At 72.0% G+C, this 12,329-nt stretch carries 9 protein-coding genes and 1 other RNA gene; 9 read left to right on the top strand and 1 reads right to left on the bottom strand.

Annotated features, from left to right (window positions below):
* Positions 1 to 18 precede the first annotated feature (18 nt).
* From ACY34K_RS15260 to ssrA, 3 genes are all read left to right on the top strand, one after another.
* On the top strand, positions 19 to 1,209 hold the full coding sequence (locus tag ACY34K_RS15260; protein WP_462747141.1) for a S41 family peptidase: 1,191 nt from the start codon (positions 19 to 21) through the stop codon (positions 1,207 to 1,209).
* An 18-nt stretch (positions 1,210 to 1,227) separates the two neighbouring features.
* Positions 1,228 to 1,713 (top strand): SsrA-binding protein SmpB, encoded by a 486-nt coding sequence (smpB, locus tag ACY34K_RS15255; RefSeq protein ID WP_462747139.1) that lies wholly within the window; start codon positions 1,228 to 1,230, stop codon positions 1,711 to 1,713.
* Positions 1,714 to 1,894: 181 nt separating this feature from the next.
* Positions 1,895 to 2,264, top strand: a transfer-messenger RNA (tmRNA) gene (ssrA, locus tag ACY34K_RS15250).
* 61 nt (positions 2,265 to 2,325) lie between these two features.
* On the opposite strand, the gene ACY34K_RS15245 is transcribed toward ssrA, so the two are convergent.
* Positions 2,326 to 3,594, bottom strand: coding sequence for an MFS transporter (locus ACY34K_RS15245; protein ID WP_462747137.1), 1,269 nt, complete (start codon positions 3,592 to 3,594; stop codon positions 2,326 to 2,328).
* A gap of 84 nt (positions 3,595 to 3,678) precedes the next feature.
* Here ACY34K_RS15245 and ACY34K_RS15240 point away from each other — a divergent pair, with 84 nt between their 5' ends.
* The 6 genes from ACY34K_RS15240 (at position 3,679) to ACY34K_RS15215 (ending at position 11,855) form a co-directional block, all read left to right on the top strand.
* A complete protein-coding gene (locus ACY34K_RS15240; RefSeq protein ID WP_462747135.1) occupies positions 3,679 to 4,644 on the top strand; it encodes a LysR family transcriptional regulator in 966 nt (321 codons plus the stop codon).
* 160 nt (positions 4,645 to 4,804) lie between these two features.
* Entirely contained in the window at positions 4,805 to 5,509 is a 705-nt protein-coding gene (locus tag ACY34K_RS15235) for a hypothetical protein (RefSeq protein WP_462747133.1), read from the top strand.
* The gene (locus ACY34K_RS15230) at positions 5,510 to 7,693 is read left to right on the top strand and encodes a glycosyltransferase (RefSeq protein WP_462747131.1); all 2,184 of its coding nucleotides are present in this window, start codon (positions 5,510 to 5,512) and stop codon (positions 7,691 to 7,693) included.
* Positions 7,690 to 9,141 carry an acyltransferase family protein gene (locus ACY34K_RS15225; protein WP_462747129.1) on the top strand — a complete coding sequence of 484 codons (1,452 nt, stop codon included), beginning with the start codon at positions 7,690 to 7,692 and terminating at the stop codon, positions 9,139 to 9,141. Before ACY34K_RS15230 ends, ACY34K_RS15225 begins: the two co-directional genes overlap by 4 nt.
* Before the next feature lie 158 nt (positions 9,142 to 9,299).
* Positions 9,300 to 10,631, top strand: a complete 1,332-nt coding sequence (locus tag ACY34K_RS15220) for a nitrate/nitrite transporter (protein ID WP_462747127.1) — start codon at positions 9,300 to 9,302, stop codon at positions 10,629 to 10,631.
* Positions 10,632 to 10,706: 75 nt separating this feature from the next.
* Positions 10,707 to 11,855, top strand: coding sequence for a uroporphyrinogen-III synthase (locus ACY34K_RS15215; protein ID WP_462747125.1), 1,149 nt, complete (start codon positions 10,707 to 10,709; stop codon positions 11,853 to 11,855).
* Positions 11,856 to 12,329 lie beyond the last annotated feature (474 nt).

Raw genomic sequence — 12,329 nt, 5'->3', positions numbered from 1 at the left:
TGTCCTAGAGTGGGCGACATGCCGGGCCCCGAGTTCTGTATTCGGCCCCGCGGCGCTCGCGGCCGCGGGGCGGCCCTGACATTCGTCTTCGCCACCGTGCTCGCCAGTGCCGCCGTCACCAACTGCCTCCCGCGGGACGAGAAGAAGCCCCCTGAGCGGCCCGTCGTCCGGTCCGTCGCGGCCGCGGGCCAGGAGCGGCCCGTCGACCGCGAGGAGCTGGCCCGGGCCGCCGCCGAGGCCGTGGCGGACGGCAAGTCCGGGACCAAGGCGGCCGAGGAGGTCGTCAGCCGGAGCGGGGACCGCTGGGGCGCGGTGTACGACCGCGGCGAGTACGAGGAGTTCGAGCAGGCCCTGGACGGCGAGTACACCGGTGTCGGGCTCTCCGCCCGGCGCAACGCCGCGGGCCATGTCGAGGTGGCCAGGGTGCAGCCGGGCAGTCCCGCCGCCCGGGCCGGCCTCAGGGCGGGCGACCGGATCCGCACCGTCGACGGCCGCCCGGTCGAGGGGCGGTCCGTCGCCGAGGCCGTCGCCCTGCTGCGCGGCGACGCCGGTGGCGCCGGGGCGGGCACCGTGGTCGTCCTGGGCGTGCAGCGGGGCACGGACGCCTGGACCGAGACCCTGCGCCGCGCCCGGCTCGCCACCGAGGACGTGACCGTCCGGCGGCTCGCCGGCGGGGCCGTGCGGATCAAGGTCGTCGCCTTCACCCGCGGATCGGGGGAGCGGGTGAGGGCAGCGGTCCGTACCGCGCCCGAGGGTGCCGGGTTACTCCTGGACCTGCGGGGCAACAGCGGTGGTCTGGTCGCCGAGGCGGTGACCGCCGCCTCGGCCTTCCTGGACGGCGGCCTCGTCGCCACGTACGACGTCGACGGCGAGGAGAAGGCCCTGCACGCCGAGCCGGGAGGCGACACCGGCCGGCCCCTGGTGGTGCTCGTCGACGGCGGCACCATGAGCGCGGCCGAGCTGCTCGCCGGAGCACTGAAGGACCGTGGCCGGGCGGTGACGGTGGGTGCCCGCACCTTCGGCAAGGGCTCGGTCCAGATGCCCAGCCGGTTGCCCGACGGCTCGGTCGCCGAGCTCACCGTCGGCCACTACCGCACTCCCTCGGGCCATGCCGTCGACGGACGGGGGATCACCCCCGACCTGACCGCCGGTGAGGACGCCGAGGAGCGGGCCGGCACAGTATTGAGTGGCCTCGGAGGCGGCTCGTAGTGCGAAAATGGCCGCACTATGGCTAAGGAAAAGAACGCGGGGCGCAAGCTGGTCGCGCAGAACAAGAAAGCGCGGCACGACTACAACATTCTGGACACCTACGAGTGCGGTCTCGTGCTGACCGGTACCGAGGTGAAGTCGCTGCGCCAGGGCCGGGCGTCGCTCGTGGACGGCTTCGTGCAGATCGACGGCGGCGAGGCCTGGCTGCACAACGTGCACGTCCCGGAGTACGCGCAGGGGACGTGGACCAACCACAGCGCGCGGCGCAAGCGGAAGCTGCTGCTGCACCGGGTCGAGATCGACAAGCTGGACTCCAAGTCGCAGGAGACGGGCCACACGATCGTGCCCCTGTCGCTGTACTTCAAGGACGGCCGCGCCAAGGTCGAGATCGCGCTGGCGAAGGGCAAGAAGGAGTACGACAAGCGGCAGACGCTGCGGGAGAAGCAGGACCGCCGCGAGGCGGACCGCGCCGTGTCGGCCGCCCGCCGCAGGCAGCGGGCGTGACGCGGGTCACCTGATCCCGGGCCGCGTCCCGGGGGCGACCCCCGGAGCGCCGGACCGTCGGACCGCGTCTTCCCGGGGGACGGTCCCCGGCCCCCGCGGAATAAGCTGGCACCGCCCGGCGTTGGTCACGTACGATGGCACCTGCCCCTCACGGAAGGGGCGCGGTTTGAAAAATCAACATGGGGATGATCGGTTTCGACAGCGGCTGTCGAAGCAGGGGAAGCGTGTCGAGGAAGCGGCAATGATCTCGTAAACCATATGTCGCAACCAATAATCGCCAACACCAAGCGCGATTCCTTCGCCCTCGCTGCCTAAGTAGCGACTCGCGAAGTGTCAGCCCGGGGCTGTTCCCGACCCGGATCCTGGCATCAGCTAGGGAACTAAACCTCCAGGCCCGGTCACGGGGTGTGGAGGGAAATCAAACAGTGACTGAGCCCGTCGGAGACTTGTCCGCGTGATCTCCGGGGCCGAGAAAATCGCAGCGGACTGCACACGGAGAAGCCCTGATTCTGCACCGTTGGACGCGGGTTCGATTCCCGCCATCTCCACGAGCGGTACCTCCGGGGGCGTTGCCCCCGGTTCCCGTCCTCCCATGTGGGCGAGGCCCGGCTGTCACGACAGCCGGGCCTTCGTCGTACCTGCCAGGCGCAGCGCCAGGGCCAGGCCCGCCGCCGCGACGGGCACCACGTACCCCGCCGCCGCTCCCGCGTGGTCGACCGTCCAGCCGCCGGCCGCCGAGCCCGCGGCGATGCCGCCCAGCAGGGCGGTGACCGCCAGGGTCATGCCCTCGTTCAGCCGGCCCGCCGGCGTCGCGCGCTGGACCAGCGTCATGCCGGTCACCATGGTCGGCGCGGTCGCCATGCCCGCCACCAGCAGGGCCGCCCCGAGCGCCCACGGCGAACCCGTGCAGACGGCCGCGATCAGCGGCAGGGACATCAGGGCGGTCATCGCCGCCAGGCAGACACCGAGCCGGGCGCCACGCCGGGCCCGGCCGTGAACCAGGCCCGCGGCGCAGGAGCCCGCCGCCTGGAGCGCCAGCACCACACCGGCCGCCGGGCCGTCCACGAAGGCGATGGTGACGACCTCCATGGAGCCGAAGACCGCGCCCGTGGCCAGGAAGACGACGAGCAGGGCGGGCACACCGGGTGCGCGCAGCGGTGAGCCCGCCGAGGCGGGGGCCGTCACCGGTGGCTCGGTGGAGCGCTGCGCCGCGAAGATCAGGACACCGGCCAGCAGCAGGACCGCACCGGTCAGGGTGCCGGCCTCCGGGAACAGCGCGGCGCACAGTACGGCGGCGAGCACCGGGCCCAGCATGAAGCACAGCTCGTCCGCGGCCTGCTCGAAGGCGTTGGCCGTGTGCACGGCGGCGGGGTCGTCGCGGTACACATGAGCCCAGCGGGCCCGGGACATGCCGCCGGTGTTGGGCGTGGTGGCGGTCGCGGCGTACGCGGCGAACAGTGTCCAGGCGGGGGCCTCGTAGTGCACGCACAACAGCAGCGCGAGCGACCCGAGCACGGCGATCACGGTGGCGGGCACGGCGATCCTGGCCTGGCCGTGCCGGTCGACGAGCCGCGCGGTGAACGGGGCGACCAGCGCGGTGGCGGCGAGGCCGGTGGCGGTGACGGCGCCGGCGAGGGCGTAGGAGCCGTACGACCCGGCGATCATGATGACGGCGCTCACACTGAACATCCCCATGGGGAGGCGGGCGACGAGACTGCCGGCCGTGAAGGCGCGCGCGCCGGGCGTACGGAACAGACGGACGTAGGGGTTGGCGGGTGTCCGGCGGGCGGGCGCCGGGACCGGGCGCTCCGACCAGCGCGGGGCCAGGACGGGGGACTCGGGGCCGAACCCGAGCGGCGGGGTCTTCGTCGATTGCGGCATGCGTGCCACTCTCTCCGCAGGAGGGGAGTGCGGTCCAACACCTGTTCGATGCCGATTGACGCACTTCGGTTGTAAATTCTGGGCGTGGCCCACGACATCGAACCCCGGCTCCTGCGCGCCTTCGTCGCCGTCGCCGACGAACTCCACTTCACCCGTGCCGCCGCCCGGCTGTACGTCGCCCAGCAGGCCCTGAGCCGGGACATCCGCCGCCTGGAGCGCGAGTTGGGCACCGAGCTGTTCGTGCGGACCACCCGGCAGGTCACGCTCACGGCGGACGGCGAGCGGCTCCTGCCCTACGCGCAGGGCGTCCTCGCCGCCTACGACGAGCTGGACGGCGCCTTCGCCGACGCCGCGCGGCCACTGCTCGTCGACCTCAACACCGGCGGCATGATCAGCGGGCGGGTGCTGGCGCGCGCCCGCGAACTGGCCCCCGACTGCACCCTCATGGCCCGCTTCGAGTCCGGGCTGACCGGCGCCGCCGCGGAGATCCTCGCCGGGCGGCTGGACGTCTCCTTCGGCCGCTTCGGCGGACTGGCGCCCGCCGTCCGCGCCCGGCTCTCCGCCCGGCCCGTGCGGTTCGAACCCATGGCCGTGCTTCTGCCGACCGGCCATCCGCTCGCCCGTCTCCCCGAAGTGGAGGTGGACGCCCTCGCCGGGGAGACGCTCTACGCGGGCGCCGGCAACCCCGGCACCCGGGAGTGGACCGATCTCGCCGAGAGACTCTTCCAGGGACGCGGCATCAGCATCGCGCCACCCGCGCCGGTGGCCATCGGCGCCGACGAGTTCCAGCGCGTGATGGCCCGCACCCGCACGCCCGTCCTGGCCGCGGTGGACTTTCCGGCCATGCCGGGCACGGTCCTGCGCCCGCTCGTCCGCCCCGTCCCGGTGTCGCCGGTCTCCCTGGTGTGGCGCAAAGCGCTGCGCCACCCGGGGATCGAGGCCCTGTGCGCCGCCGTGGACGAGCTCGCCGAGCAGGAGAAATGGCTGGAGATGCCGTCCGACTCCTGGTTGCCCGAGGGTGATTTGTTGCAGATGTGCACCAATCAATGAACGGTAAACACTTGTGTCCCGGCGGTGCGCTACATTCATGACCTCGGGTGCAAGTGAGTGGGGGCGCATTCCGGCCAGGGTGGGGACCCGGTCCGGAAGCGAGAGGCCCAGGAGTCCTGCGCGCACCCTGTTTCCAGTCAGTGGGGGATGTGCGACAGCAGTGGACAATTGGCGAGAAGATGCCCGTGCCGGGCACGGGTATGAGCCGCACGACGTCACCGTCCAGCTCGACGGGCTCGAACGCCCCGGCGACGAAACGCAGGTCGCCCCCGGCCTCCAGGAGCCGTCCGACGGGCCCGTGTTCGTCGACGAGAGCGGCCGCCGGAGCAAGAAGCTCCGCAGGCTCGGCTGGGTACTCGCGATCGCCTGCGCCGTCTACGCCGTCACACTCGTCGCCGCCCTCATAGGCGGCAACTCCAGCGCGCCCTGGCTCCTCATACCCGGCCCGGCCGACGAGAAGACGACGGAAACCACCCAGGTGGTCCCCGCCCCCACCGAGAGCGGCAAACCCAGCGACGCTCCCGCCGACGTTCCCGGCGCGCCCGCGCCCACCGACTCCACCGGCGCGGTCATCCCGCAGCCCTCCGGCGGCGCTTCCCTCGGCAGGCCCGCCGACCCGAACCGCCCGCAGACCCCCGCATCGCCCGGCGCCAAGCCGAGCACCGGCGGCGGAACGGGCGAGAAGCCCGACGACGTGGTGCAGCCCACGCCCGATCCCTCCGACGGGGGCGCCTCCGAGCCGCCGCCCGTCAGCTCGCCGGACCCCGAGCCCACGGACCCGCCGGCGACCCCCACGGAAGAACCCACCGACCCGCCGGTCGGCGACGGCGGCGGCCAGCCCATGGCCGCGGAAGGCACACAGTAAATGACATCGTCAGGCAGGCGGCGCGCGACCAGGACGCGTGTCCGCCGACGCAGGCTGCCCATGCGCTATCTGCTGCCGTCGCTCTTCCTCGTGGCCCTCATGGCCATGCTGATGCTGCGCGGCTACGTGCACAGCGAGATACTCGCCGACCACCGCGTCCGCCCCCCGGCCGACTACCACGAGGTGCCCAAGGACATCCTCAAGGGCGGCCCGGTCATCGACGCGCGCGACAAGGCGAACCCGAAGGCGCTCAGCGTCCCGGACAAGAAGCTCGTGCTGACCTTCGACGACGGACCCGACCCGGTCTGGACCCCGCGCGTCCTGGACAAGCTGAAGCAGTACGACGCCCACGGTGTCTTCTTCGTCACCGGCACCATGGCCTCCCGCCACCCGGAACTCGTCGAGCGGATGGTGCGGGAGGGCCACGAAGTCGGCCTGCACACCTTCAACCACCCCGACCTGTCCTTCCAGTCCAAGAACCGCATCGACTGGGAGCTGTCGCAGAACCAGCTGGCCATCGCCGGCGCCGCAGGGGTGCGCACCTCGTTGTTCCGCCCGCCGTACTCGTCGTTCTCCGCCGCCCTCGACAACGAGTCCTGGCCGGTCACGCAGTACATCGGCAGCCGTGGCTACATCACCGCGTTCAACAACACCGACTCCGAGGACTGGAAGCGCCCCGGCGCCGACGCCATCATCAAGCGCTCCACGCCCAAGGGCACCCAGGGCGCGATCGTGCTGATGCACGACTCCGGCGGCGACCGCTCGCAGACCGTGGCCGCCCTCGACCGCTTCCTGCCCCAGATGCAGGAGCGCGGCTACGAGTTCACCGTCCTCACCGAGGCGCTCGGCGCCCCCAGCGCCCACACCAAGGTCACCGGTGTCGAGCTGTGGAAGGGCAGGGCGTTCGTCACGGCCGTCGCCGTCTCCGAGAACGTGACCTCGATCCTGGTCGGCGGCCTGGCCATCATCGGCGCCCTGGTGTTCCTCCGCTTCGGCCTGATGCTCGTGCTCTCCTTCGCGCACGCCCGCAAGGTGCGCCGGCGCGGCTTCCAGTGGGGCGCGCCCGTGACCGAACCGGTGACGGTGCTGGTCCCCGCGTACAACGAGAAGGAGTGCATCGAGAACACCGTGCGCTCCCTGATGGCGAGCGACCACCCCATCGAGGTCATCGTCATCGACGACGGCTCCTCGGACGGGACCGCCGACATCGTCGAGAACATGTGGCTGCCCAACGTCCGGGTCGTCCGGCAGGTCAACTCGGGCAAGCCCGAGGCCCTCAACAACGGCATACGCAACGCCCGCCACGACATCATCGTGATGATGGACGGCGACACGGTCTTCGAGCCGTCCACCGTCGGCGAACTGGTGCAGCCCTTCGGCGACCCGCGTGTCGGCGCCGTCGCGGGCAACGCCAAGGTCGGCAACCGCGACTCGCTCATCGGGGCCTGGCAGCACATCGAGTACGTGATGGGCTTCAACCTCGACCGCCGCATGTACGACCTGCTCGGCTGCATGCCCACCATCCCGGGCGCGGTCGGCGCCTTCCGCCGCGAGGCCCTCGACCGGGTCGGCGGCATGAGCGAGGACACCCTCGCCGAGGACACCGACATCACCATGGCCATGCACCGCGACGGCTGGCGCGTGGTCTACGCGGAGAAGGCGCGCGCCTGGACCGAGGCCCCCGAGTCCGTCCAGCAGCTGTGGTCCCAGCGCTACCGCTGGTCGTACGGCACCATGCAGGCCATCTGGAAGCACCGCCGCGCCCTCATCGAGCGCGGCCCGTCCGGCCGCTTCGGCCGGGTCGGCCTGCCGCTGGTCTCCCTCTTCATGGTGCTGTTCCCGCTGCTGGCCCCGCTCATCGACGTCTTCCTGCTGTACGGCCTGGTCTTCGGCCCCACCGGCCAGACCGTCGTCGCCTGGCTGGGCGTCCTCGCGATCCAGGCCGTCTGCGCCGCGTACGCCTTCCGGCTCGACAAAGAACGCATGCTCCACCTGATCTCGCTGCCGCTCCAGCAACTGCTGTACCGGCAACTCATGTACGTGGTGCTGCTCCAGTCGTGGATCACCGCCCTCACCGGAGGCCGGCTGCGCTGGCAGAAGCTCCGCCGCACCGGAGTGGTCGAGGCCCCGGGCTCCATCCCCGGCCAGCGGCGCGGCACTGACGAACGGAGTCCCGTCGCATGACCACGCCCATGAGCCGACCGGGCCCCCACGGCCAGGACGGCCCGGAAGGCCAGCCCTCCGACCCGTTCGCCGCCTACGGCGGCGACCCCTTCGCGAACTACGGGGGCGACCCCTTCAGCGACAGCCCGGTGTCCTCGCACGGCGACCGGACGGCCGTGCCCGCCCATGAGCCCGCCGGAGCCCCGGCGGGCCGCCGGGCCGCCCCGCGGCCGGCGGCCGCCGCCGGCACGCCGGGCGACACCGCCACGCTCTCCGAGCTGGAGACCACCGGCGGAGTGCCGCGCGCCCGGCACAAGGCGCCGGTCGCCGGCGGCCCCGCCCCGGCGGCGGCCCGCCCCGGCCGCGACCGCTACCTCGACGTCCTGCGGGCCGTCGCGCTGCTCCGCGTGATCGTCTACCACATATTCGGCTGGGCCTGGCTGACGGTCGTCTTCCCCTCCATGGGCGTCATGTTCGCCCTCGCCGGGTCGCTGATGGCACGGTCGCTGTCGCGGCCCGCCTGGGGCGTCGTCCGGGGCCGCATCCGACGGCTGCTGCCGCCCATGTGGGCGTTCTCCCTCGCCGTCGTACCGGTGATGTTCTACTTCGGCTGGAAGCCGCTGAAGGAAGAGGGCCTGTGGTGGTTCGCCAAGCTGGCCACCTACGTCTTCCCGGTCGGCGCTCCGCCGTTCCCCTGGCACAGCGGTGACAAGGCCGGTCTGCTGGAGGACACCTGGGCCGTGCAGGCGGCCGGGCCGCTCTGGTACATCCGCGCCTACCTCTGGTTCGTCATCGCCTCGCCCCTGCTGCTGTGGGCGTTCCGCAAGCTGCCGTGGGTGACGCTGCTCGCCCCGCTCGGCCTCACCGCGATCGTCGGCTCCGGCCTGATCAAGATCCCCGGCGAGACCGGCAACGCGATCACCGACTTCGCCTGCTACGGCTCCTGCTGGGTGCTGGGCTTCGCCCACCACGCCGGGCTGTTCCAGAAGGTCCCCCGCTACATCTCCGTCTCCGTCTCGGCGCTGATCATGGCCTTCGGCCTGTGGTGGGCCTCCGGCCACCTCGGCCCGGACGGCTGGGACCTCAACGACATCCCGCTGGCACAGGCGACCTGGTCGTTCGGCTTCTGCGTGATCCTGCTGCAGTACGCCCCGTCCTGGCAGACCCTCCCCGGCAGGCTCGCCCGCTGGGACAAGGTGGTGACCCTCGCCAACAACCGGGCCGTGACGATCTACCTCTGGCACAACATGCTGATCATGGCCACGATCCCGATCATCGACCTGCTGTGGAAGATCCCGGGCGTCTGGCCGACGTACTCCGGATTCCTGGAGAGCATCTACACCGTGCTGATGCTCATCGTCGTCTTCCCGCTCATCGGCCTGATGATCATGGCCGTGGGGTGGCTGGAGGACGTCGCGGCCAAGCGCAGGCCCCGCCTGTGGCCGAACGGCGCGCCGAAGAAGCGGTGAGGCAGCGGTGACGGAGCGGCGGGGCGCGGCCTCACCGTCGCCCCCGGCCGCCCGTGAGAGCAAGGTTTCAGCCCGGTCACGTCATATGACCGGGCTGAAACGCGTCCTCCCTAGCGTCGGTCCTGACGGGAATCAGGAACTGGCAGTGGAGGTGCGCGATGAGCGGCAGGTGGATCGAGCAGTGGGACCCCGAGGACGAGACCTTCTGGCGGGAGAAGGGTGAGCGGATCGCCAAGCGCAACCTGCTCTTCTCCGTCATCTCCGAGCACATCGGATTCTCCATCTGGACCCTGTGGTCCGTCATGGTCCTCTTCATGGGCCCGGAGTACGGCATCGATCCGGCGGGCAAGTTCTTCCTGATCGCCATGGCGACCGTGGTCGGCGCGGTCATCCGGGTGCCCTACACCTTCGCCGTCGCCCGCTTCGGCGGCCGGAACTGGACGATCCTCAGCGCGCTGCTGCTTCTGCTGCCCACCGTGGCCGCCTTCGCGGTGATGGAGCCCGGCACGTCGTACACGACCTTCCTGCTGGTCGCGGCGCTCACCGGCGTCGGTGGCGGAAACTTCGCCTCGTCGATGACCAACATCAACGCCTTCTTCCCGCTCCACAAGAAGGGCTGGGCCCTCGGCCTGAACGCCGGCGGCGGAAACATCGGCGTCCCCGTGGTGCAGCTCGTCGGTCTGCTCGTCATCGGCACCGCCGGAGCCGCCCACCCCAGGATCGTGCTCGGCATCTACATCCCGCTGATCGTCGCGGCCGCCGTGTGCGCCGCTCTCTACATGGACAACCTCGCGCCCGTGAAGAACGACACCGGTGCCGCCAAGGAGGCCGTCAGGGACGCTCACACCTGGATCATGGCGTTCCTCTACATCGGCACCTTCGGCTCGTTCATCGGCTACAGCTTCGCCTTCGGGCTCGTCCTCCAGACGCAGTTCGGACGCACGCCGCTCCAGGCCGCGTCCCTCACCTTCATCGGCCCGCTGCTCGGCTCGCTGATCCGGCCGTTCGGCGGCTCCCTCGCCGACAAGTACGGCGGCGCCCGCATCACGCTGTGGAACTTCGTCGCCATGGCCGCCGCGACCGGCGTCGTCGTCTACGCCTCCGTCATCGCGTCCCTCTCCGTCTTCCTCGTCGGATTCACCGCCCTGTTCGTCCTCAGCGGCCTCGGCAACGGCTCCACCTACAAGATGATCCCCGCGATCTTCAAGGCCAAGGCGCACGCCTCGGGGATGGAGGGCGAAGAGGCCGAGGCGTACGGCCGACGGCTCTCCGGCGCCGCGATGGGACTGATCGGCGCGGTCGGCGCGGTCGGCGGCCTCGGCATCAACCTCGCCTTCCGGCAGTCCTTCCAGACCGCCGGGACCGGCACCTCCGCCTTCGTCGCCTTCCTCCTCTTCTACGGGGCCTGCCTCACGGTCACCTGGGCGGTATACCTTCGCCGTCCGATCGAGGTCCCCGCGAAGCCGCAGCTCAGCTACTCCGAAGTGTGATCGGACATGGTCCGTAACGGGGGAGAAATCTCGGCGAACCGAGACTGTCACGCACCCTTGCCAGTCTCTGGTGCCATGCACGAGCAAGAGCAGAGTTCGCACGGCCCCCTCGCGGGCTTCACGGTAGGCGTCACCGCGGCCCGCCGCGCGGACGAACTGGGGGCGCTGCTGCAGCGCCGGGGCGCGGCGGTGGTGCACGCCCCGGCCCTGCGGATCGTCCCGCTCGCGGACGACGCCGAGTTGCTCGACGCCACCAAGGACCTCGTCGGCCACGCCCCGGACATCGTCCTCGCCACCACGGCGATCGGCTTCCGGGGCTGGCTGGAGGCCGCCGACGGCTGGGGGTACGGCGAGCAGCTCCTCTCCTGCCTGCAGCGCGTCCAGGTCCTCGCCCGCGGGCCCAAGGTGAAGGGCGCGGTACGGGCGGCCGGCCTGACGGAGGAGTGGTCGCCCGCCTCGGACTCCATGGCCGAGGTCCTCGACCGGCTCCTCGCCCAGGGCGTCGAAGGCCGGCGCATCGCGCTCCAGCTGCACGGCGAGCCGCTGCCCGGCTTCGTGGAGGCCCTGCAGGACGCGGGCGCCGACGTCGTGGTCGTCCCCGTCTACCGGTGGATGCCGCCGGAGGACCTGGCGCCGCTCGACCGGCTCATAGACGCCACGGTCTCCCGCTCACTGGACGCGCTGACGTTCACCAGCGCACCGGCCGGAGCCTCGCTGCTGGCCCGGGCGGAGAGCCGCGGCCTGCTGCCGGAGCTGCTCGGCGCGCTGCACCACGACGTGCTGGCCGCATGTGTGGGACCGGTCACCGCCGTCCCGCTCCAGTCGCACGCCATCGACACGGTCCAGCCCGCGCGCTTCCGGCTCGGCCCCCTGGTCCAGTTGCTCTGCCAGGAACTCCCGGGCCGGGCACGGACGCTTCCGGTGGCCGGCCGGCGGATCGAGATCCGCGGCCACGCGGTCCTGGTCGACGGCGAGCTGCGCCCGGTGCCCCCGGCCGGCATGTCCCTCCTGAACTCCCTGGCCCGCCGCCCCGGCTGGGTGGTCTCCCGCGCCGACCTCCTGCGCGCCCTGCCGGGCGCGGGCCGCGACGAGCACGCCGTCGAAACGGCGATGGCCCGTCTCCGCTCGGCCCTGGGCGCCCCGAAGCTGATCCAGACGGTCGTCAAGCGCGGCTACCGGCTGGCGCTGGACCCGGCGGCGGACGCGAAGTACGCCGAGGTGTAGGCCTTTTGCGGGGGCTCTGCCCCCACATCCCTCCCGGTGCCGTCGCGTCCGGCGCGGTCACCGCCTCCTTCGACCGGGCCGGGCGCACGCGCTCCGGCCTTCTCGACACCGTCCGCGCCCTCGGCGCCGCGGGCGAGGACTTCACCGGCGCACCGCCGTGGGCGACGGGCGGCCGCCCGGTGCGCCGGTCCCTCCGGCCCGGGACCGAGGCCGCGGCCGTCCGCCGCGTCCCGTCACCGCCGCCTTGGGCGCATGTGACCAACGGCGCGATGGGTGGGCGTGGCGGCTGCACGCGGTCGGCCCGGGGCAACGCGCCGGCGAGTCCGGTGTGACCCGCGCCCCGGTGGCCCGGTGACCGCTTCACCCACCGCACACCGTCCCGCCGCGCCGAGGACGGGAGGCGCGGTGGCGGAGTGCGCCGCCGGATGTCCGCGGCACGGCGCTCGGAACCGTACCCGGCGGGGCCGCGCCGCG

It is taken from the genome of Streptomyces sp. STAM6, from assembly GCF_054963715.1.
Note: the sequence above shows the minus strand (reverse complement) of the source record. Positions and strands in the feature narration are given on the sequence as shown.

What these genes read in the sequence shown, in the direction of transcription:
- ACY34K_RS15260 (WP_462747141.1), top strand. Translation starts at nt 19, where the DNA reads ATGCCGGGCCCCGAGTTCTGTATTCGGCCCCGCGGCGCTCGCGGCCGC.
- smpB (WP_462747139.1), top strand. Translation starts at nt 1,228, where the DNA reads ATGGCTAAGGAAAAGAACGCGGGGCGCAAGCTGGTCGCGCAGAACAAG.
- ACY34K_RS15245 (WP_462747137.1), bottom strand. Translation starts at nt 3,594, where the DNA reads ATGCCGCAATCGACGAAGACCCCGCCGCTCGGGTTCGGCCCCGAGTCC.
- ACY34K_RS15230 (WP_462747131.1), top strand. Translation starts at nt 5,510, where the DNA reads ATGACATCGTCAGGCAGGCGGCGCGCGACCAGGACGCGTGTCCGCCGA.
- ACY34K_RS15225 (WP_462747129.1), top strand. Translation starts at nt 7,690, where the DNA reads ATGACCACGCCCATGAGCCGACCGGGCCCCCACGGCCAGGACGGCCCG.
- ACY34K_RS15220 (WP_462747127.1), top strand. Translation starts at nt 9,300, where the DNA reads ATGAGCGGCAGGTGGATCGAGCAGTGGGACCCCGAGGACGAGACCTTC.
- ACY34K_RS15215 (WP_462747125.1), top strand. Translation starts at nt 10,707, where the DNA reads ATGCACGAGCAAGAGCAGAGTTCGCACGGCCCCCTCGCGGGCTTCACG.